Annotated in this window: 16 protein-coding genes; 6 read left to right on the top strand and 10 right to left on the bottom strand. The window is 46.1% G+C overall.

What is annotated here, in order from left to right; genetic code table 11:
- Positions 1–176 precede the first annotated feature (176 nt).
- The 6 genes from KIV40_RS16215 (at position 177) to KIV40_RS16190 (ending at position 6,249) form a co-directional block, all read left to right on the top strand.
- Positions 177–545 carry a YacL family protein gene (locus KIV40_RS16215; RefSeq protein WP_012128853.1) on the top strand — a complete coding sequence of 123 codons (369 nt, stop codon included), beginning with the start codon at positions 177–179 and terminating at the stop codon, positions 543–545.
- A gap of 188 nt (positions 546–733) precedes the next feature.
- Positions 734–1,072 (top strand): P-II family nitrogen regulator, encoded by a 339-nt coding sequence (locus KIV40_RS16210; RefSeq protein ID WP_005439398.1) that lies wholly within the window; start codon positions 734–736, stop codon positions 1,070–1,072.
- Positions 1,073–1,097: 25 nt separating this feature from the next.
- Positions 1,098–2,327, top strand: coding sequence for an ammonium transporter (locus KIV40_RS16205; RefSeq protein ID WP_005439399.1), 1,230 nt, complete (start codon positions 1,098–1,100; stop codon positions 2,325–2,327).
- A 152-nt stretch (positions 2,328–2,479) separates the two neighbouring features.
- The gene (locus KIV40_RS16200) at positions 2,480–3,493 is read left to right on the top strand and encodes a Fe(3+) ABC transporter substrate-binding protein (RefSeq protein WP_012128851.1); all 1,014 of its coding nucleotides are present in this window, start codon (positions 2,480–2,482) and stop codon (positions 3,491–3,493) included.
- Positions 3,494–3,592: 99 nt separating this feature from the next.
- Complete coding sequence (locus tag KIV40_RS16195) at positions 3,593–5,218, top strand: iron ABC transporter permease (protein ID WP_012128850.1); 1,626 nt, start codon at positions 3,593–3,595, stop codon at positions 5,216–5,218.
- On the top strand, positions 5,218–6,249 hold the full coding sequence (locus KIV40_RS16190) for an ABC transporter ATP-binding protein (protein ID WP_285350211.1): 1,032 nt from the start codon (positions 5,218–5,220) through the stop codon (positions 6,247–6,249). The genes KIV40_RS16195 and KIV40_RS16190 overlap by 1 nt, the downstream gene beginning before the upstream one ends.
- A gap of 94 nt (positions 6,250–6,343) precedes the next feature.
- Here KIV40_RS16190 and KIV40_RS16185 read toward each other — a convergent pair whose 3' ends face one another.
- The 10 genes from KIV40_RS16185 to KIV40_RS16140 form a co-directional block, all read right to left on the bottom strand.
- The gene (locus KIV40_RS16185; RefSeq protein WP_012128848.1) at positions 6,344–7,756 is read right to left on the bottom strand and encodes a phosphoglucomutase/phosphomannomutase family protein; all 1,413 of its coding nucleotides are present in this window, start codon (positions 7,754–7,756) and stop codon (positions 6,344–6,346) included.
- A gap of 124 nt (positions 7,757–7,880) precedes the next feature.
- On the bottom strand, positions 7,881–10,289 hold the full coding sequence (locus KIV40_RS16180) for a GH36-type glycosyl hydrolase domain-containing protein (protein ID WP_012128847.1): 2,409 nt from the start codon (positions 10,287–10,289) through the stop codon (positions 7,881–7,883).
- An 86-nt stretch (positions 10,290–10,375) separates the two neighbouring features.
- Positions 10,376–12,295 (bottom strand): beta-N-acetylhexosaminidase, encoded by a 1,920-nt coding sequence (locus KIV40_RS16175; RefSeq protein WP_285350209.1) that lies wholly within the window; start codon positions 12,293–12,295, stop codon positions 10,376–10,378.
- Positions 12,296–12,303: 8 nt separating this feature from the next.
- Positions 12,304–13,194: an N-acetylglucosamine kinase gene (locus tag KIV40_RS16170; protein WP_012128845.1), complete on the bottom strand. Its 891-nt coding sequence runs from the start codon at positions 13,192–13,194 to the stop codon at positions 12,304–12,306.
- A gap of 2 nt (positions 13,195–13,196) precedes the next feature.
- Positions 13,197–14,936, bottom strand: a complete 1,740-nt coding sequence (locus KIV40_RS16165; protein WP_285350207.1) for a glycoside hydrolase family 9 protein — start codon at positions 14,934–14,936, stop codon at positions 13,197–13,199.
- Between the two features lie 71 nt (positions 14,937–15,007).
- Positions 15,008–16,003: an ABC transporter ATP-binding protein gene (locus KIV40_RS16160; RefSeq protein ID WP_012128843.1), complete on the bottom strand. Its 996-nt coding sequence runs from the start codon at positions 16,001–16,003 to the stop codon at positions 15,008–15,010.
- Between the two features lie 48 nt (positions 16,004–16,051).
- Entirely contained in the window at positions 16,052–17,035 is a 984-nt protein-coding gene (locus KIV40_RS16155) for an ABC transporter ATP-binding protein (protein WP_005439411.1), read from the bottom strand.
- 2 nt (positions 17,036–17,037) lie between these two features.
- Positions 17,038–18,063 carry an ABC transporter permease gene (locus KIV40_RS16150; protein ID WP_005446315.1) on the bottom strand — a complete coding sequence of 342 codons (1,026 nt, stop codon included), beginning with the start codon at positions 18,061–18,063 and terminating at the stop codon, positions 17,038–17,040.
- A 2-nt stretch (positions 18,064–18,065) separates the two neighbouring features.
- Positions 18,066–19,052 carry an ABC transporter permease gene (locus KIV40_RS16145; protein WP_005425282.1) on the bottom strand — a complete coding sequence of 329 codons (987 nt, stop codon included), beginning with the start codon at positions 19,050–19,052 and terminating at the stop codon, positions 18,066–18,068.
- Positions 19,053–19,222: 170 nt separating this feature from the next.
- Entirely contained in the window at positions 19,223–20,905 is a 1,683-nt protein-coding gene (locus tag KIV40_RS16140; protein WP_285350205.1) for an ABC transporter substrate-binding protein, read from the bottom strand.
- Positions 20,906–21,717: the final 812 nt, after the last annotated feature.

Below are 21,717 nucleotides of genomic sequence, written 5' to 3'. Positions count from 1 at the left end.
TGAGGATGACGATTAGACAGCTAAGAGTAAAAACGATGTCATTCCCGAAAGCGACGAAGGAGTGCGGTCGGGAATCTCTTTTAAACAAGCCATTGAGAGAGCTCTCGTCTCTCACTTCTCCCATTCAACATCTCCCTGTATACTCCGCACCAAATTGATACGAAAAGGCGATCACGATGGAGTTTGAATTCATCCGCAACACATTGATGGGCGAATACTATGTCAAATGCAGCATGGGGCATGAGATTGTAGGTCGTTGGTTGCAAGAAGAAATTGGTAAAGACCCAGCGAAAATTGCGCAAGTTGAAGCCTTAATTGATCAGGCATTTTCTTCGCCATCTCAAGAGCATAGATTAACTGGTGCAGAGATCAGTTTGATGATCCACGGTGATGAGGTGCTAGTGCAAGAAAACGCACTGGGTCATGAGTATGAAGTGGAAATGGAAAGCGAGTTTGACTTCTACGATGCAGAGAGTACAGCAAGCTGTGGTATTGAGGACTTTTGTACCCTGATAGAGCAATGGAAAGACTTTTTGAACATTTAATGCACAGTTTTGGGTAGTCGAAGTGGGATTGCCTTATATTTGTGAAAAGGGCGCACCGATATGGTGCGCCCTTTTTGTTTATAAGATTGTTATTTTCACTAAGTTTATATAAATCAAGGAGATAAAAAGTTGGCACGCCGCTTGGATTATTAAAAGTGTTTCAGGATGAAAGCTGCGGAGAAGATTCAATGAAAATCATTAATGCCATTATAAAACCTTTTAAGTTAGACGATGTACGTGAAGCATTGGCTGATGTCGGTATTGAAGGGATGACAGTATCAGAGGTTAAAGGTTTTGGTCGTCAGAAAGGCCACACGGAGCTATACCGTGGCGCCGAGTATCAAGTCGACTTTCTACCAAAAGTAAAACTAGAAATCGCAACACATGCAGACAATGTGGAGCGCGTGGTAGAAGCCATCACTAAAGCCGCTCAAACCGGCAAGATAGGTGACGGTAAGATTTTTGTCTACGACCTAAATCAAGCAGTACGTATTCGTACTGGTGAAATGGACGCAGAAGCACTTTAAGAATTCAAGGGATTGGAGAATTATCATGGAATTAACAACAACAGTAACTGAATTACGTTACGCACTCGACACCTTTTTCTTCCTCATTTCCGGTGCGTTGGTAATGTGGATGGCTGCAGGCTTTGCCATGCTAGAAGCGGGCTTAGTTCGCTCTAAAAACACAACAGAAATTCTAACTAAAAACATTTGTCTTTACGCGATCGCTTGTACCATGTTCCTATTGGTTGGCTACAACATTATGTATGTCGATAACGGTGAAGGCGGTTGGTTACCATCATTTGGTGCATTAATTGGCACACAAGGTGAAGGCGCAGATCACTCTCTAGAGTCGGACTTCTTCTTCCAAGTAGTATTTGTAGCAACAGCAATGTCAGTGGTTTCTGGCGCGGTTGCAGAGCGTATGAAGCTTTGGTCTTTCCTAATTTTCTCAGCGGTACTGACGGCATTTATCTACCCAATGGAAGGTTACTGGACTTGGGGGGGGGGCTTCCTATCAGAAGCAGGCTTTAGTGACTTTGCGGGCTCAGGTATCGTACACATGGCCGGTGCTTCAGCAGCATTAGCAGGCGTACTATTACTGGGTGCACGTAAAGGTAAATACGGTAAAAACGGCGAAATCTACCCAATCCCAGGTTCAAACATGCCTCTCGCTACATTAGGTACGTTTATCCTTTGGTTTGGCTGGTTCGGTTTCAACGGCGGTTCTCAACTTATGGTTTCGGATTTTGAGAACGCGACTGCAGTTGGTCAAATTTTCCTAAACACTAACGCTGCAGCCGCTGCAGGTGCAATTGCCGCACTATTTGTATGTAAGACAACTTGGGGCAAAGCAGACCTGACTATGATTCTGAACGGTGCGTTAGCTGGTCTTGTTGCTATCACGGCTGACCCTCTATCTCCATCACCGCTTTATGCTGTTGCGATTGGTGCGGTATCAGGTGCGCTAGTAGTATTCAGCATCATTGGCTTGGATAAGATTAAGATTGATGATCCAGTAGGTGCAATTTCAGTGCACGGTGTGTGTGGTTTCTTCGGTCTTATGGTTGTACCACTAAGCAACGGTGATGCAACGTTTGGTGCACAGCTTCTAGGTGCGGCTGTTATCTTTGCTTGGGTGTTCGGTGCAAGCCTAGTAGTATGGGCTATCTTGAAGGCAACCATCGGCATTCGAGTATCGGAAGACGAAGAGCTAGAAGGTATGGATATGCACGACTGTGGTGTTGGCGCTTACCCAGAATTCGTGACTGTGAAATAACAGTCATAACGACACAATTCGTTACAAAGTTAATCATCAAAAACCTGCTCTGACGAGTAGGTTTTTTTTATGGATTAATTGTTTTCTTATTGAACATGCATATAATAACGCAACTGATAAACGTTATCATTAGCATGGTAAAGGATTAAACAATGAAAAAACTGCTAACTCTTTCAGCGATTACTTGCGCTACTCTGGCTCCAACAGCAATGGCTGCTGAAGAAGTGAACGTGTACTCTTACCGTCAACCTTTCCTAGTTGAACCTATGTTCAACGAGTTCACAAAAGAAACTGGCATTAAAGTAAACGTTAAGTTTGCGAAAAAAGGTCTAGCAGAGAAGTTGGCTCAGGAAGGCGAATACAGCCCAGCTGACGTAATCCTTACTACAGATATCAGCCGTCTAGCTGAACTGACTAACAAAGGTCTAGTTCAAAAAGTAGACAGCAAAATCATCGAAGAAAACGTACCAGCACAGTACCAAGACAAAGAAAACGAGTGGTTTGCTCTGACTTTACGTACTCGTAACGTTTACTCTTCACGTGACCGTGTTGGCAAACTAGGTAACGACTTCAACTACGCGGATCTAGCGAAGCCAGAATTCAAAGGCAAAATCTGTACTCGTAGCGGTAAGCACCCTTACAACGTATCTCTAGTGTCTTCTATGATCGCTCACCACGGTGAAGCAGAGACAAAAGAATGGCTAGAAGGCGTAAAAGCGAACCTAGCTCGTAAGCCTCAAGGTAACGACCGTGCTCAAGTTAAAGCAATCAAAGAAGGTCTATGTGACGTTTCTCTAGGTAACAGCTACTACCTAGGTAAGATGGTTAACGACAAAGAGCAAAAAGCTTGGGCTGATGCGGTATACATCAACTTCCCTAACCAAGAGACAACAGGTACGCACGTAAACATCTCTGGTATGGCGATGGCGAAATTCTCTCCAAACAAAGATAACGCTCTGAAGCTAATGGAATTCCTAACGGGTGACAAAGCGCAGCAAATGTACGCAGAAGTAAACTACGAGTACCCAGTGAAGGAAGGCGTTAAGCGTTCTGAGCTTGTGGAATCTTGGGGTGACTACAAAGCAGATACGATTTCTCTAGATGACATTGCTTCTCACCACGAAGCGGCAATTAAGCTACTAGATGAAGTGAAATTTGACCTTTAATTCCATGTGGGGGTATAACTATACCCCCATTTGATTAAAGGATATGAGATGTATTTGCAGCCGCATTTGTATTTCATACAGCCTTGCAGTATTTAGGCAATGAAGAATAAACATTCTCTATGGAAAACCAGTAGTGGGGTGATTACCCTGTTACTGGTTTTGCCGATCTTAGCGATCTTCTATACCGCCATTGGCGAGACGGATGACCTGTTCACACACTTGATGTCGACGGTCATGCCTACCTACATCTATAACACCGTAGTTTTGACTGCTGGTGTGATGCTCCTTTCTTTGATTCTCGGTATTCCAAGTGCTTGGTTTATGGCGATGTGTAAATTGCCAACTGAGAAGTGGCTGCAGTGGGCATTAGTTCTGCCGCTCGCGATGCCGGGTTATATCATTGGTTACATTTTTACGGATTGGTTTGATTTTGCTGGGCCGATTCAAATCTTCTTGCGTGATATAACCGGATGGGGACCGGGCGAATATTGGTTCCCAGATATCCGTACCTTGAGTGGTGCAACTTTCGTTCTTTCTCTTGTTCTTTACCCATATGTTTACTTGCTTTGTCGAGCCGCATTTATGGAGCAGAACGTTTCTTTGCTACAAAGTGCACGCTTATTGAAGTGTTCTCCTTGGGAAAGTTTTTGGCGCATCTCTTTACCCCTTGTAAGGCCTTCTATCGCTGTTGGTTTGTCTCTGGTTGCAATGGAAACTATTGGTGACTTCGGCACCGTCAGCTATTTTGCAGTGAACACCCTTACTACGGCGGTTTACGATACTTGGTTAGGCTACTCGAACCTAAATGCAGCCGCGAAGATCTCAGCAATGATGTTGATGATCGTGGTGCTATTACTGAGCGCAGAGCGTTATAGCCGCCGCAAACAGAAGTTGTTCCAAAGCCAGTTTAATAGCCATGAAGATTTTCGCTATGAACTTCAAGGTTGGCGAAAGTGGGGCGCACTGATTTGGTGTTGGGGTCTCGTTGCAGTAGCCTTTATTTTCCCATTGCTACAGTTAATTGATTACGCCATTACTTACTTTGCACAAAGCTGGACTCCGGAATTTCGTGAATATGCATGGAATAGTTTGGTGGTGTCAGTCGTTGCTGCCATCATAGGTGTTGCGATTGCATTGACTGTGAACTTCAGTCAACGCGTAAACGGCGGCCGCTCTAGCTTAGCTTTCATGCGTCTGTCTTCGATGGGCTATGCGGTTCCAGGCACTGTACTTGCGATTGGTGTAATGGTTGCGGTGCTATTTATGGATCACCGTGTTAACGATATTGCTAAAGCGATGGAATGGGGCAGGCCTGGGCTTATTTTCTCTGGCTCTATGTTTGCGCTGATTTTCGCGATGGTGGTGCGTTTCTCCGCTGTGGCGATTGGTAGTGTGGAAAGTAACCTAAACAAGATTTCCCCGTCGCTGGATATGGCTTCCCGTACTATGGGCTGTACGCCAAATACCATGCTTTGGCGAGTGCACTTCCCTCTGGTTAAGCGTGGTGCACTGATTGCTGGTTTGTTGGTGTTTATTGAGTCGATGAAAGAACTTAATGCGGCACTACTACTGCGACCATTTAACTTTGAAACCTTGGCGACGTATGTGTACAACTTCGCCTCGGACGAGCATTTGGAACTTGCTGCTCTACCAGCAGTATTACTGGTTCTTGTTGGGTTAATCCCGCTTGTTGTTGTTAACCGTTCACTGGAGCAAAGTCACTGATGAGCTGCGCACTATCGATTAAAAACCTAACTTGTCAGTATGACGATCAGACTGTTCTGGAGTCTCTTTCTTTAGAAGTGGAACAAGGACAGATTGTCTGTTTGCTCGGCGCGAGTGGTTGCGGTAAGACAACGCTTTTGAAAGCCATTGCAGGCCTGCTTCCTCTGAGTTCAGGTCAAATGAGTTTGAACTGCCTGACTATTGATGACGGCGAAAACTGGTTGCCACCAGAGCAGCGTAATATTGGTATGATCTTCCAAGATTACGCTTTATTCCCGCATCTGACAGTGGCTGAGAACATTGCTTTTGGCTTGAAAAATGAAACGACACAGCAAAAGCTCCTCAAAGTAGAAGAAATGCTCGGCTTGGTTCACCTTAAAGGTTACGGTGATCGTTATCCTCACCAGCTTTCTGGTGGTCAGCAGCAGCGCGTGGCGATTGCCCGTTCACTGGCTTACAAACCGGATCTTCTGTTGTTGGATGAACCATTTTCCAATATCGACACTCAAGTTCGTCATGAACTGATCCGTGAAATTCGTAAAATCTTTAAAGAGCAAGGCGTTACCGCAATTTTCGTTACTCACAGTCGTGAAGAGGCGTTTGCGTTTGCTGATAAGATGGCAGTAATGAACTATGGTGTAATCGAGCAATACGGAACAGCCTCTGAGCTTTACTACCAACCTTCAAGTAAGTTTGTCGCAGACTTCTTAGGTGGTGGTAGTTACCTTGCTGCGAAGCGCATTTCTGACAGTGAATTTGAAACTCATCTCGGTGTGGTGGAAGCTAATGCTCAGCAAGAAATCCAAGTGGATGCTGAATGTGCATTACTGTTACGTCCTCAACATGTTCAAATCGCGGCGGATGAAGAGAGTGCAGTAAAAGTACTTGAGCAGCACTTTATGGGTGACCACTGTCGCTACGTGATTGATGTTAATGGTGACCGACTGTTAGCAACTTCAACTCAAGCGTTGAATGTTGGTGATAGTGTGACGGTAAAAGTAGAAACGCAAGGCGTGCTAGCTTTCGCCTAATTTGGTTGCCCCATTAGAAAAAGGCCCGGCGTTAATGCCGGGCAAGTGCTCTTCACCTATAGGTAATGTGCTCGAAGCGGGCACAAGGTGTCAGTTATAGAGACAAGAAGTCTTTAAACTGCTGAAGAACACGTTCTGCAGTGTCTTTATCTTGCATCTCTGCAAAAATTCGTAGTAATGGTTCAGTACCTGAGAAGCGAGCGATGATCCAACCGCCGTTCTTGAAGTACACTTTCGCACCATCTTCATAGCTGACTTTTTCGATTTCAAACTCAAACTCAGGCAACTGCTTCTCAACATAAATCTTGTTGAACAGTACTTCTTTTTGCGTCGGTTTGAATTTGCAATCGCCTTCCGCCATGTAGGCATAACCGTACTTGCCGTAGATCTCATCCAGCAACTCAGACAGTTTTTTGCCAGTTACTGAAATCATTTCTACCAATAGGCTTGATGCGAATACGCCGTCTTTACCTTTGATGTGGCCGCGAATAGTTAGGCCGCCAGAGCTTTCACCACCAATCAATGAATCGTCAGCTTCCATTTGAGAACTGATGTGCTTAAAGCCTACCGGAACCTCAAAGCATTTCTCGCCGTGATCTTCTGCAACTTTATCCAACAGGTGAGTGGTTGCGATGTTACGTACCACTGAGCCTGTCCAGCCCTTGTATTCAAGTAGGTAGTAGTAAAGCAGCAGTAGTACTTCATTTGGATGAATGAAGTTACCTTTCTCGTCGATAATACCAAGACGGTCTGCGTCGCCATCGGTACCGATACCGATGTCATAGCCTTCTTGTTCCACTAGGTGCATCAAGCGGTAAAGGGTTGCAGCACTTGGTGATGGCATTAAGCCACCGAAATCTGGGTTTTTGCCGTCGTTGATCACGTCGACTTCACAACGGCCGTTGATCAGCACGGTTTGTAGCGCGTTTTTCGCAACACCAAACATAGGGTCGATCAACACGCGTAGATTCGCTTTCTTGATCGCTTCGATGTCGATAAAGTCGATGATCGAGTCAACAAACTCGTTCATTGGGTTAATGATTTGAATCAGCTTGTCTTCAACCGCTTGCTCAAAATCGACGCTTTTAACATCTTGCGCAGTTAGCGTAGCGATTTGTGATTCAATTTTTTGGGTGATGATTTCATCTGCGTCACGACCGCCTTCGATAAAGACTTTGATGCCGTTGTAATCGGCTGGGTTGTGCGATGCGGTAATACATGCAGAGTACGCGCAGCCCATTTCCTTCGCTTTAAACATTACGATAGGCGTTGGGACAAACTTGTCGATAAAGCTAACCACAATACCGTTTGCTGCTAATACTTCTGCAAACCAGCGACCAGCTTTATCAGAAAGAAAACGACGGTCATAGCCGATGACAAAGCCGCGATCAGCAGCGGATTCGTTGTTGGTAATGTTTGCTACTGCTTGAGCCACTAAGCGTACATTATCTTTAGTGAACTCCTCACCAATAAATGCACGCCAACCGCCTGTACCAAATTTGATCATGATTCGATCCTCGATAAGAGCGGCATCCCACCGCCTCTTAAATCTTTGCTAGCGAACCGATGCACTCATCAAACTAAAGTGCATCGGATAAATCAAAAGGGGAGAAGGCCCCCCTAAAAGATGATTAACCTAGAGTAACGATAACTTCGTTTACTGAACCTTCCGCTTGAACTGGTACAGATGCACCATTTACTGCTTCACCGTTCACAGTAATTGACTTAACGCCTTTGCTTACTGAATCAGGGTTAACCACTTTGATGTTGTACGTTGCACCTAGCCATTGACGAGTCACTTCGAAACCAGGCCAGTTAGTTGGGATACATGGATCGATAGTCAGGCCATCGAATCCTGTACGTACACCAAGGATAAAGTTGGTAACAGCGAAGTAAGCCCAGCCAGATGTACCTGTTAACCATGGGTGGTTTGCACGACCGTGGTCTTGGTGGTCACGACCCATGATGAACTGCACGTATGAGTATGGTTCTGCAATACGTTTTTCGATGATGTCGTTCTGGTTGTATGGGTTTAGTGCATCGTAGAATTTCATTGCACGGTCACCACGACCCAGTTTCGCTTCAGCTACCCAAGCCCATGGGTTTGGATGCGAGAAGATTGCACCGTTCTCTTTTACGCCTTGGTAAACGCGAGTTACGAAGCCGATGTCATCATTTGGTGTTGCAAAAGATGGTGAGTTTAGGTGAAGGCCGTATTCAGAGAACAGGTTCTCGTCGACCGCGTCCATCGCTTTTTCGCCGCGCTCTTGAGATACCGCACCAGAAAGTACTGCAAGCGTGTTTGACTCAAGGTGTACTCGGCCTTCCGCTTGTTGCGCTGTACCGATCTTGTCGCCATTCTTCGTCAGGCCACGGATGTACCAACCGCCTTCATCATCCCAAAGGTGTGTTTCACACGCTTCACGAACGTTTGCTGCCATTTCCGTGTATTTCTCAACGTCGGCTTCTTTACCTAGGTATTTTGCTAGGTCGATGAACTCTTGAAGTGCCCAGAAGTGCAGGAACGACACCATTGAAGATTCACCACCACCTAGGTTTAGACAGTCGTTCCAGTCCGCACGCAGACCTTTACAGATACCGGTTTGACCCACGTACTCCGCAGAGAAGTCTAGCGCTGCTTTCATGTGGTCATAAACGCTTGCATCGCCGCCATCTGCGTAAGGGATCACTTCGTCGAAGAAGCTATGCTCACCCGTTTCCATTACGTACTTACAGATGGTTGGGACTAGCCATAGGTGGTCATCAGAACACGTGTCTTCGATACCGTGAATCTTGTCTTCATCAGACGGAGTAGGAACAACTGTTGGTGATTTCGATGGTTTAACGTCAGCTTTTTCTGGATCGAACCAATCTGGATCAAATAGGTGTAGACCGTAACCCGCTTTCACTTGGCCGCGCAGTAGGTCAACGATACGTTTACGCGTCATTGCAGGGTTAGCATGAGGAACTGAGATCGCATCTTGCGCTGTATCGCGGTAACCCAGACCAGTACGACCACCCACTTCGATGAATGAAGCAAAGCGAGACCACACCACACAAGTTTCTGCTTGGTACAGTGTCCAAGCGTTGATCATGGTGTCTAGACCTTCGTTTGGCGATTTCACTTGGAACTTGCCACAACGCTCATCCCAGTGTGTTTTGATGCCTGCAAATGCGTTGTCGACTTCTGCAAGGTCTTGGTATTTAGCACGTAGACGGTCACCATTGCCTTTACCGATACCTAGAATGTAAGCAAAGCGCACTTCTTCACCCGGCTGGATAGTGAATTGCTTGTGCAGAGAGCCACAGTGGTTGTAACACGTTTGTGCTGTGTTGAAACACTTACCTTGCTCTACCGCTAGCGGGTTTGCTTCGTCACGGTATAGGCCAAGGAAGCTGTCACGTTGACCGTCGTATGAATCTGGGTCAAATGTTGAAGCTAGGTAGTAGAAACCTTCGAAATCGTTGGTGTTGTAGTACAGGTCGTACTCAATTACGCCTTCGTTGTATGACGTACCAGCAGAGTACAGAGACATCTGATGGTTCTGGTTATCAGATTGAATGTGGCTGAATGAGAACTCCACAAATGAGAATGCGCTGATCGTACGTGGTTTATCTGAGGTGTTTTTAATCACTACATCCCAGATTTCAGCGTCTTCGCCTTTTGGCACGAACAGAGTTTTTGTTGCGGTAATGCCGCTGTATTCACACTTGAACTTAGAGTAAGACAAGCCGTGACGAACTTCGTAGTTTGCTTCGTCTAGGCTTTTCGCAACTGGTTGCCAAGAGATTGACCAGTAATCACCTGTCTCATCATCACGTAGGTAAACGTAGTGTCCTGGGCGATCGAATGTCGCATTTGGACGGAATTTAGTAACACGGTTGTATTCTGGAGAGTTGTAGAACGAGTAGCCACCCGCGTTGTGCGAGATAACCGTACAGAACTTCTCAGTACCTAGGTAGTTTGTCCATGGTGCTGGTACGTCAGGGCGAGTGATGACGTATTCGCGATTCTCGTTATCGAAATAGCCGTATTTCATTTGTGTATTTCCTTTTTACTAAGCTGCGCCTGCAGCCAAAAATTTAAAAACTCTTTAAGCGTGATGCGTTGGCATCTAGCTTGGTATTACTTCCACGGTTTACGGTAATTCACTCCCTGCAAGTCGAGCAGAGGAAGGTGTCCTTTCAAACGTGATAAATAGTCGGTCCAATCGCGGTGTTGTTTTTCAGTCCAACATGCTTCTGCCATGGCAGTCAGGCGAGGGAAAATCATGTAGTCCATGCGCGATGGGTTGTTGATGATTTCGCACCATAGAGCGGTTTGAATGCCCCAAATGCGTTTTCTGATTGGGTCGTCGGCAGGGACTTCTGCTAACGGCTCGTAGTTGTAAGCTTTTTCTAGTGGCAGTGGGTTTGCCCAGTCCACGCCCGGTTCTTCAGGTGCGTAGTCTTGGGTCATATCTAGGTAAGTGGTTTGTGCGGGTTGCAGCACTACATCAAAGCCTTGGCGAGCACAGTTCAATGCCGCTTCTTCGCTTAGCCATGAGTAGATTACCGTATCTTTGCTGACTTTGTTGCCGTGTTGAGCTTCTTCCCAACCCAGCATACGTTTACCCAGTTTGCGCAGTTTGTCTTCTGCATGACGTAGGAAGTGGCCTTGCAGTTCTTTGTAATCGGTATAACCCAATTGCTCCATAAACGCTTGGCAAGCAGGACTTTTCGACCAGACTCCATTAGGCACTTCGTCTGCACCAATGTGAACATATGGGGCAGGGAAGAGAGCTGCGATTTCTTCAAGTACCTTGTCTATAAACTCGTAACTACCCGGCAGAGCAGGGTTGATGACGTTGTCGTTGTAGTGCTGAATACTGCGATACTCAGTGGTGTCTTCTGCTTCAACCAATAGATGTGGTAGAGACTTGATTGCCGCGCGGCAATGACCAGGAACATCAATTTCAGGAATGATGGTGATGCCGCGTTGCGCTGCAAATTCGATAACGTCTTTGATTTCTTCTTGCGTATAGAAGCCGCCGTAGCGTTGAGATAAATGGGTGTATTGCGGTTCGATGGTGTCATCAATACCGCGCCATGCACCAATATCCGTAAGCTGAGGCAGAGATTTGATCTCGATGCGCCAGCCTTCATCGTCAGTGAGGTGCCAATGGAACGTGTTGAATTTGTAGTGTGCCAATAAGTTGATCAGGCGTTTTACTTGCTCTACGGAATAGAAATGGCGAGCGCAATCCAGCATCATGCCGCGGTATCGAAAACGAGGGCTGTCTTTAATAGAGCAACACACCACGTCCATGGTATTGGTCGTTTCGTCTCGTTTTAGAAGTTGCAATAAGGTCGCGCAAGCATGAGTAAAACCTGATGAAGAGCCAGCTTCGATCTTGATCGACTCTTCAGAGACTTTTAGCTTGTAGGTGCCTTCATCCAAGGTTGGATTACTTTTGAACAGGATTTTTCCGCTGTTTGAAGAAGGTAGCTCAAATTGATAGATTCGCTTTAACTCATCCTGTAACCACGATTTGGCAGAAGTGGCTAAGTCGGTATAAATCGCGACACCAGCTTGCTCATCAAAGGTAAAAGACTGATCGCTGACTTCAATATGATTTGGCTTAGGCAGTAAAGGTTGAGCATGTGTCAAGCTTGCTGGAATCTCACTGCGTTCACGATACGGTGAAGCGAGAACGATAGGAGTGACGTCCACTTGTGCACGTTGAGGAGTACCATCAACCACAAAGTCGATCATCGCCTCGTTAAAGCCATCCGAGTAATAACGGAATGGGTTGGAGCCAATACTAAATTCACAGTAATAGTGGTGGTTGGCTGCCAGTACCATGCCCTCAGGCTTGAGCGTACAAAAGCTACCAACTTGAGTCAGGTGGCCATTTGAAACGCTATCAGGAAGGATGTAGCGATCAAAAGCAAAAGTTAAGCTCCAGCTGTTTAGGTCTTGGTCACTCAAGTTATGAAAGGTGAGTCCGAAGCGGCAGTTTTGTTTTTGCTCAGAAAGGACCACTAAATCAACACGGTATTCCATCTTCACTCCTACTCGACACTCACTGAGTAAAGGTTATGCTCTGGTTTGCCAGCAAACATAATGGCTCCTTCAATCGCATCAAACTGAGGCTCTACCACCCATTGTTGGACTGGTGGAGATAACCAATGCAAGATTCGCTCGGCAATGCTGCCCATCAAACAAATACGAGTTGCACCGCGCTTATTCAAAGCCACTAAAAACATCTCAATATCCGCTGCGGTTTGTTTAAGCATTTCTATTGCCAACACGTCACCTTGTTCTGCATGTTGGAAAATAGCAGGAGAAAATTGACCGTAATCGCGAGGTAAAGCCTGTTTAGACCACGCCACCACGTTGTCGACGTCATTTTCAAAATGATTCATGACGTGTGCGGCTAGAGGTGTTTTTTCACGGATGTCATCTTCTGCTAGTAATACTTGTTGGATCAGACGCAGCCCCATGACTGCACCGCCACCTTGATCTGAGATTGGGAATTCACGCCCACCAACTACATGTTGCTCGAGGCCTTTGAGGAAAATGCCGCATGAACCGGTTCCTGCAATCATGATGGCGCCATCTTCACCGTTATGCGCACCAATACATGCTCCGTAAGCATCGGTATTGAGTGTCATACTGGCAAATGGGTGTTCTAAAGCCATGAATGCTTGCCAAGAAGTTTTATGTTCAGCGCCCGCAAGCGCTAAGCCAACGTGCATCGAGGCAAAGTCTTGTTGAGTGAGACCGCCTTGCTGCGCTGCTGAAGCAATAGATTCTAGAATCGATGCCATTGCGACTTCTGCTCCCAACATAATGTTGGCGCTGCCACTTTTTGCTTCGCCGATGAAGTTGCCTTGTGCGTCTTTGATACGAGCGCGACATGAGGTGCCGCCGCCATCAATACCTACAAAATACATCCCCATGTTTATTGCTCCTTTAATGCTTGATTGGTTGCTAAAGTTGAGATGTGCTGAGCCTGACTCATTACGGCGAGTAGGTACCAAGCACCATGTGGGATCCATTGTTCTCCCCAGCGCCAGTTTTGAAGCATGTCGTCTTTTTGTGCTGGTGGATTAAATGCAATGTCTTCCTCATCTTCGAAACCGCCAGTTATGCCGTTACACACGCCACCTTTTGCGTTGAAGAAGCCATATTGAGGAAGGTAATCAGGGTTATTGCGGCCATGACCGTCTAACATACACATGTCGTACGGGTTTAGACCCACAACCCAGTTGATAGAATCTTGTGCAAGTTTAGAAAGCTGTTGTTTTAGAATTTCTGACTCGATAAAAGGTTGTGCTAAATACGCCATGGTTGCCAGTGAACCCAAGCGGGCATTCTCACCTTGCCACCAATAACCGGACTCATTGTTGTGCGCCACGAAAAATGCGTCACGTTTGGCTTCATCCACACCTTTTACGTATTGGCGAGGGTAGCCAAATGGGTTCTTCACTTTGTTGGTGATAGAAACTTCAAACTCACAAGCGTTATTGATGGTTTGTTTTATTGATGATGCGCGCTCAGAGTCGTCTTCAATCGACAAGTACTCACATAGTGCGATAACAGGAAGCCCCGCTTCGGCTGCATGGAAGTACGGTCGACTGCCATCTTGGTTCGCAGCCCAGAAGTGTTGAGTGTGTTCATCACTTGTTTGACGAGCTGAAAGACGTTTTGCCCATAAGCGGCTTTCTTCTAGGTAGCGTGCTTCTTTTGTTGTTTTGAATAGCTCGACAGCGGCAAGCAGTGCGCAGTATTCATCGATGATGTTCTCTTCACCATCGTTTAGATATTGGGTGTTGTGTTCTTTTAGATGCCAATAGCCATTTTCTGCCGCATTGCGATATTTTTGTTGGTCGAACTCAACGTGAAAGTCTAGGCGTGCTGCTGAGGCTAATGCCGCAATGCTAACGCCGGCTCCTTGTCGGTAACCAGCTTGGTAGTCATCAAACTTATGACCAAGTTGAGTTTCGTAGGCGCAGATTTCACGTTGAGCTGTGTCCTTACTCCACTTGTCGAACACCGTCATGTAGAAAAAGCCTTTTTCGTTTTGCATACGGACAAGGAAATCAGCGCCGAATAGTGCTTCTTCAATGAGGCGAGTTGCTGTGAATTTAGCCAGTTTCTCATTGCCTTGGAGCAGAGACAAACCTTTCAACATATTCCAAACCACCATAGGGGTTTGTTGAGGGTTGAGGTAATTGGCATAGGACAAGTGGCTTAGGTATTTGCTGACGTCACCTGATGCGTCATACCAACCGCCATGAACATCCGCCGTCTCGTTAGAGTTAAGTAGTGGCGCTTGACGATCTTGTTGATCGAAAATACCGCCACAGCGTTGCGATTTAAAATAGTGGATCACATCGGATAGAGTGTGATCGAGAAGAATGTGTTCGCCGATCTCAAAGTGAGATGAGCGTAAATGATCGAAACGAAGATAGTAGTGACCTGGAGTATTAAATGAAGAAAAGTCGATCAGGTAGAAATGACCTTGATGCCAGTGCGCTACTTTGCCTTGCTTCTCTACGGTTAGAGTGGCAACCGTCTGATGACTATTGGCGCAAACCAATAAAGCCGTATAAGAAGACAGGCGTGATCGGCTCGTCTGGATGATCGCTTTTTTAGGGCCCAGACGCTCATAACCAATATGGTTAGTCAGTAGCAGCATTCAATTTCTCCGGGAAACAATAAAATATAAAGGGAAAAAGGGGTCAGGTTGATGCCTGACCCTCGTTATGATTAATCTTCGAATAAGTAACAACGAACAAAGTGGTTATCGGACAGTTGCGTCACACCAGGCAGTCGCTCGCGACATTTTTCTGTGGCATGAACACAGCGCCCAGCGAATGGACAGCCCACGGATTCTGGTGTCCACAGTGGGATCTCACCTTTGTTGCCTTTCAGTTTCTCGTGGATTGACTTCGATGGATCTGGCACTGCTGAAACCAGTAGCTGCGTGTACGGGTGTTGAGGATCATGAATGATTTCCTCTGTATCACCCCATTCAACCATGTGGCCCACGTACATAACTGCGAGATCTTCAGCGATGTAGCGCGCTGTTGCGATGTCGTGAGTGATATAAAGCAGAGACATTTGCTTCTCAAACTTCATCTCTTCCATCAGGTTAAGAACACCGGCACGAATTGAAACGTCGAGCATTGACGTTGGTTCGTCAGCCAGTACCACTTCTGCGCCGACCGCAATGTTACGAGCCAAGTTCACACGTTGGCGCTGACCACCAGAAAGCTGGTGTGGGAACTTTTGTGCGGTCTCTTTTGGCGGAATCAGACCAACTTGTTCTAGTAGGTCATACACTCGCTCTTCCAGTTCCTTCTTGTTGCCCGGTGAAACCTTCTTGTGGATCAACAGTGGGCGAGCAATATGGTGGAAGATGTTGTGTGTTGGGTTTAGCGAGCCAAACGGGTCTTGCCATACCATTTGCACGCCTTCGCGGTAAGTCATCAAATCGTGACGAGAGGTGATGTCTTGGATATCACGACCTTTGTATTCGATGATGCCATCCGTTGGTGCGTACATTTTCGCAATCATTTTTGCGGTAGTAGATTTACCTGAACCAGATTCACCTACTACTGACAAACCGCGGCTTTTGTACATTTTGAAAGATACGTCGTTGATTGCACGCATCTTAGATTGCTTGATTGAGTTACTGTTTAAAGGGAAGTCCTTAACGACATTTTTACCTTCAATCAGCAGTTCGCCGAATTGTTTGCTCATAATTATCTCCAGTGTAATTTTCTTCTTAGCTAGCGTTATTTTTTGTTGTTAAACCTTAGCTTGAGCAATGGTGTCGCCGTACAAGTGGCAGTTTGAGAGACGACCAGGTTCAATTTGACGTAGCTGAGTCGGTACTCGTGTACAGGCTTCGTGAACGCGGTCACAGCGAGCTTGGAAGCGGCAACCTTGTGGAACTTCTAGTAAGTTCAGAGGGTTGCCCGGAATACCAGTTAATTTGGTCTTAGGACCAGTTAGTGGAGGGAAAGAGCTACCCAAACCTTTTGTGTAAGGGTGGTAAGGACTTTCCAAAATTTGCTTAGAAGGTGCAACTTCAATTAGCTCACCCGAGTACATGATGCCGATGCGGTCAGAGAACTCGACCATCAATGACAAGTCATGGGTGATGAACAGAATCGAGAAGCCAAATTCTTCTTTAAGCGCGTAAATCTTTTGCAGAATTTCACGTTGAACCACCACGTCTAGTGCTGTAGTAGGTTCATCCATGATGATCATTTTCGGGTTCAGAGCCAAAGCGATAGCGATAACTAGACGCTGACGCATACCACCAGAGAACTGGTGCGGGTAATCGCTCAGACGGCTAGGGTGGATATCTACGATTTCCAATAGACCTTCTGCACGTACTTTGGCTTGAGCGCGAGTCATGTTGGTGTGGCGCATGATTACGTCACAGAACTGCTCTTCCATCGTCAGTACAGGGTTCAAAGCGTTCATCGCACTTTGGAATACCATCGACATTTCGCTCCAGCGGAACGACTGCATACGCTCATCGCTGTATTGAAGGATATCTTCGCCGTTGAAAATAACCTCACCACCTGTGATAAACGCTGGCGGCTTATGAAGGCGCATTAGCGAGAATGCAACGGTTGATTTACCACAGCCAGATTCACCAGCTAGGCCAAATACTTCGCCTGGTGCAATGTCGAAGCTGACGTTGTTACAGGCGCGGACATCGCCCGCATCTGTAATGTAGTCCACGCATAGGTTACGGATAGAAATTAGTGGTGCAGTCATGATTATTTATCTCCGCTCCATAGTGCATTTTGTGGTGCCAATTCTGGCTCACGTTCTTTCTTGTCTTGTGCTGCCATTTTCTTCCAGCGCTTCATACCTTTGTGAGAACGAAGCTGCGGGTTGGCAATTTCATCGACTGCGAAGTTCAGTAGAGCAAGGCCAGTCACCAGTAGAGTCAGTGCAATACAAGGAGCTAGTACTTCCCACCAAGCGCCGATAAGCATCGCTGATGAAGTCTGTACGTTGTACAGCATGATGCCCCAGCTGATAGTGTTTGCATCGCCTAAACCTAGGAACGAAATTACCGCTTCTGTGTTGATTGCTAGCATTACCGAACCGATGAAGCTTGCGCCTACGATTGGGATAAGGTTTGGTAAAATCTCAACGAAGATGATACGTATGGATGATTCGCCAAGAACCTCTGCGGCTTTAACAAATTCTTTTTCTCGTAGTGCCATGGTTTGAGCTCGCACAACACGTGCACCCCAAGCCCAGGAGGTCCCGGCGATAATCAACGCAATGGTGAGCGGTCCTGCCTCCCCGATAAATGCAGCGAGTACGAACAGTAGTGGTAACTGTGGGATAACCAGCATGATGTTCATTGCAGCACTCAGTACGTCATCGACACGGCCGCCGAAGTAACCTGCTGAGATACCAATAACTGTTGCTAAGAAACACACGATGATACCCGCGCCGAAACCAACACCCAGCGATACTCGAGCGCCGTAAGCAACTTGAGACCAGATGTCACGACCCATGCGAGATGTACCTAGAACGTGGTCTGCCTTTTTCGACATAAGCAGCGTACGACGATCATCTGCTAGGTTTTTCGCAACCCAGCCATCAGGGTTGTTTTGTGCTTGTTTTACAACAAAGCCCGGGTATTCGTGTGGGTTACCAGTACGTTTGTCTGGTGCGTGTTGAGTAATCAAAGGTGCAGCTACTGCCACAAAGATGAATACTGAGATAATTGCCAAACCAACACGTGCGAACGCGTTACCTAAAATCAGTTTAAATAGTTCTTTCATGATTATTTGCCTCCCTTACGTAGGCGAGGGTCTAGAATCATGTACAGCATGTCAGCCATTAGGTTGAAGCACAGCATGAACATCGTCATGATGATTAACTGACCTTGAAGTACTTGGTAGTCACGTGCGTGAATTGCGTTTAGAAGAACTGTACCTAGCCCTGGGTAGTTGAAGATCATCTCGATGATTAGCTGACCACCGATTGCCATACCTAGAGACATTGAAAGTGCGGTTACACTTGGTAAAAGTGCGTTACGAGCTGCGTAGTTGAATACTACTCGGTTTTCGCTCAGCCCCTTACCTTTTGCCATTGTGATGTAATCTTCAGCAAGAAGGTTGATCATGTTGTTACGCATGTTTACTAGGAAGCCACCAATCTGAACAATCGTCGCACAGAACAATGGAAGAATTGCGTGGTAACCCACGTCTTTTAGGAACTCCCAGCTTGTCCAGTCCGGCACAGTACCCGGGGTGTAGGCGTAGCCTGATGGGAACCACTTAAGACCGATGGCAAAGATGAACAGCGCTAGCATCGCGATAACCATTTGTGGAATCGCTTGAATGATCAGTGTGCCCGGTGTTACGAATGCATCGTATCGGCTACCACGTTTCCAAGCTGCGAAGATACCTAGTACAGAAGCAATCGAGAATGATAGTACAACTGCAGTACCTGCTAGGAACAATGACCAACCGAATGCGCCACCTAGTAGAGAGTTAACTGAAAGCGGGTAGAACTGGATAGAAGTACCTAGCTCCCAGCTTAGAATGTTTTTGATGTACGACAGGTACTGAATGTAGATTGGACCATCTACGAAACCCAGCAGTTCTTTCATTGCTGCGATTCGCTCTGGCGTTACCTGTACTGATGCGTTAGCAAACATCATGGTAACTGGGTCACCAGGCATTGCTCGCGGAATAATGAAGTTTAACGTCGCTGCAACCAAGAGCGCGACAAGATAGAACGACAAACGTCTTAAAAAATAACCCATAACTCACACCTTACTCACCCAGATTTTTTCCCTGTTTCTGGTTTCAGGTCGCTCCTAGCGAAATTTAGAGCGAAAAACCCCCTGACGACGAGCGCCATATGTTGGTTTAGTAACAAGGGGATTTTTATAGGCGGCACACGGGATGTGTGCCGCTAGAAATGAACTTCTACTTATTTAACTGGTTTTAGGTCCAGTACGTGAAGTAGACGCTCTGGGATACCAGCCCAAATGTTTGGACGGCCCTTAGGATTTTCTTCGTTCCACCAACCAGTGAAGCGAGTTGTGTTGTATTGGTACATGTAAGCACCAGACATCACAGGGATAGTCACTTGGTCTTGAGCGATGATTTGCTGAATACCGTGAGCGATTTCTAGCTGCTCTTGCTTGTCAGCTGTCTTGTAGAAGCTGTTTAGAAGACCATCTAGCTTGTCGTTCTTGTAGAAGTGCATCGCGAAGCGAGGCATACCGTCACCAGATTGTAGTGCTGAGTTGTAAGCACTGTTCCAGTAAGTGTATGGGTCTGCACCGTGGAAGTAGTTGGTGTACGCAACATCGTAAGTACCTTCAAGCATTGCTTGGTTGTACACAGAGAAGTCTGGTGTACGAGCGCGTGCTTTGATGCCTACTTCTGCAAGTTGCTCAACAGCAAGCTGTACAGTGTTGTTGAAGTCAGTCCAACCGTTTGGAGATTGGATTAGTAGTTCGAAAGACTTACCAGATGGCGTGTCAACGAAACCGTCTTTGTTTACATCTTTAAAGCCAGCTTTCGCTAGAAGCTTCTTAGCACCTTCAGCGTTGTACGAGTTGTAACCTTTGTACTTGTCGTGAGTCTTCTCGTCAGACCAAGCTTCGAATGCGTAGCCAAGACCAGATGCGAAGTCGTTCACTGTACCGCCGCCGTAGAATGCGATATCAATGATAGTTTGACGGTCAAGAGCCATAGAGAATGCGCGACGGAAGTCAACGTTAGTTAGTGCTTCGTTTTTCGCTGCATCTGGGTTCTTGAAGTTTACTACGAACGCTTGAGTACCTGCTGGCGGGTACCAGTAGTGGTGTTTAGGGCTCGCTGCTGCGTAAGTGCGGTCGATGTCTGGAACGAATGAAGAAGTCCAGTCCATTTCGCCGTTAACAATCTTACCTAGGAACTGGTCATTGTTCGCGATTTGAGGAACACGCAGACAGTCAACGTCTAGGTTCGCTGCATCCCAGTAGTTCGGGCTTTCACACTGGATGTATAGTTGCGGAGTGAAAGTATCGATCTCTGTAAATGGACCAGTACCTACTGGGTTTTCGTTCGTGAACGTTGAAGGATCTTTCACTTTGCTCCATACGTGCTTAGGTACGACAGGTACTTTAGCAATTTCGTAAGGAACGTTTGAGTTTGCTTCGCTTAGACGGAACTTAACTTTGTAATCGTTAACTTTCTCTACGCCAGTAACCCAAGAGTTGATACCAGATTGGTCTAGTTCTGGCTTCTCTTTTACTAGGTTGAAAGAGTAAACAACGTCATCTGCTGTAAACGCTTGACCGTCAGACCATTTCACGCCTTTACGAATATCGAAAGTTACGCTCATTAGGTCGTCAGACATTTGGAAGTTTTCTGCTAGACGGAATACTGGCGTGTTGCCGTGCATTTCGTTGAAAACAACTAGCGGCTCGTAGATAAAGTCAGTAGTTGTGTGCAGGTTAGTTGCACCCAAGAAAGGGTTAAAGTTACGAACAAAAGTTGTAAACTCTTTAGGGTGGATAGTCAGTTCACTGCGCTCAGCGGCTGTAGCTACTGATGCAAAACCTGTAGTAGCCGTTGCAATAACTGCTGTTGCTAGTGCTGTTTTTTTAATATTGGCAAGCATAGCTGTTCCTTACTATTTGCTTTCATTTCACTAATGGAATTGAATGTCATCAATTGATAAACACTCTCCAAGGCCCACCTCTTTGCTTCACTTCAATTTGCGTCGCTCTAAGAGTGGCCTGTAGGCCTTAGGCAGGAGTAAGAAAACACCTTATCCACAAAATAATCAAACTCGATTCCCGTTAAAAACGTTAAAAGCTACATCAACTCCGTCATAAACGTCATTTTGCTTGTTTTTAAGTCAATCCAGGTGAAAAAATAAACGTTGATATGCGTCGCAGTTTATATCCTTATTGATATTGTGTGTTAGTGGTTACTTACTCGTTTGGTAACTATCAGTGAGTGTTTTCTGTTGTTGTACGGTATTGGCGATCTGGCTCACACCTGAAAATTTTGTTAATTAACTAGGTGAAATTTAATCTGCCGTTCTGTTGTGATTGACTTCGCAATCTGTATCAAATGTTGCTCAATTCTCCCTTGTAGAGGAAAAATAAGTAAGTTTTGACAGCAAAATTTGGCTGCTGATTATGCTTTTTTTATTCAGAAAAGGAAGTGATTTGAAGGCACTTTTGAAGAAAGTTATGAGTTAAAAATGACGATGAAAAGTGTGGTATTGGAATCGATTTGGTTAAGCGCTTCATACGTGTTTTTGATAGCTTGCTTCCAGCTTCTTATACGCTAAATGCTTGGCCTCATCGTTGCTCTGTACGCTAAATCGCTTGTTTCTTACTACAAGTAAGGGGAAGCATGGCAGTGCAATTGATAAAGGCAGGGATAAAAAAGCCCCGCTAAGTCGCCTGTCTCTTATACACA

This window comes from Vibrio sp. D173a (assembly GCF_030248475.1).
Note: the sequence above shows the minus strand (reverse complement) of the source record. Positions and strands in the feature narration are given on the sequence as shown.

Bases quoted from the DNA above. Each gene is read 5' to 3' on its own strand.
- KIV40_RS16215 (WP_012128853.1), top strand. From the start codon at position 177: ATGGAGTTTGAATTCATCCGCAACACATTGATGGGCGAATACTATGTC.
- KIV40_RS16210 (WP_005439398.1), top strand. From the start codon at position 734: ATGAAAATCATTAATGCCATTATAAAACCTTTTAAGTTAGACGATGTA.
- KIV40_RS16205 (WP_005439399.1), top strand. From the start codon at position 1,098: ATGGAATTAACAACAACAGTAACTGAATTACGTTACGCACTCGACACC.
- KIV40_RS16200 (WP_012128851.1), top strand. From the start codon at position 2,480: ATGAAAAAACTGCTAACTCTTTCAGCGATTACTTGCGCTACTCTGGCT.
- KIV40_RS16195 (WP_012128850.1), top strand. From the start codon at position 3,593: ATGAAGAATAAACATTCTCTATGGAAAACCAGTAGTGGGGTGATTACC.
- KIV40_RS16190 (WP_285350211.1), top strand. From the start codon at position 5,218: ATGAGCTGCGCACTATCGATTAAAAACCTAACTTGTCAGTATGACGAT.
- KIV40_RS16185 (WP_012128848.1), bottom strand. From the start codon at position 7,756: ATGATCAAATTTGGTACAGGCGGTTGGCGTGCATTTATTGGTGAGGAG.
- KIV40_RS16180 (WP_012128847.1), bottom strand. From the start codon at position 10,289: ATGAAATACGGCTATTTCGATAACGAGAATCGCGAATACGTCATCACT.
- KIV40_RS16175 (WP_285350209.1), bottom strand. From the start codon at position 12,295: ATGGAATACCGTGTTGATTTAGTGGTCCTTTCTGAGCAAAAACAAAAC.
- KIV40_RS16170 (WP_012128845.1), bottom strand. From the start codon at position 13,194: ATGGGGATGTATTTTGTAGGTATTGATGGCGGCGGCACCTCATGTCGC.
- KIV40_RS16165 (WP_285350207.1), bottom strand. From the start codon at position 14,936: ATGCTGCTACTGACTAACCATATTGGTTATGAGCGTCTGGGCCCTAAA.
- KIV40_RS16160 (WP_012128843.1), bottom strand. From the start codon at position 16,003: ATGAGCAAACAATTCGGCGAACTGCTGATTGAAGGTAAAAATGTCGTT.
- KIV40_RS16155 (WP_005439411.1), bottom strand. From the start codon at position 17,035: ATGACTGCACCACTAATTTCTATCCGTAACCTATGCGTGGACTACATT.
- KIV40_RS16150 (WP_005446315.1), bottom strand. From the start codon at position 18,063: ATGAAAGAACTATTTAAACTGATTTTAGGTAACGCGTTCGCACGTGTT.
- KIV40_RS16145 (WP_005425282.1), bottom strand. From the start codon at position 19,052: ATGGGTTATTTTTTAAGACGTTTGTCGTTCTATCTTGTCGCGCTCTTG.
- KIV40_RS16140 (WP_285350205.1), bottom strand. From the start codon at position 20,905: ATGCTTGCCAATATTAAAAAAACAGCACTAGCAACAGCAGTTATTGCA.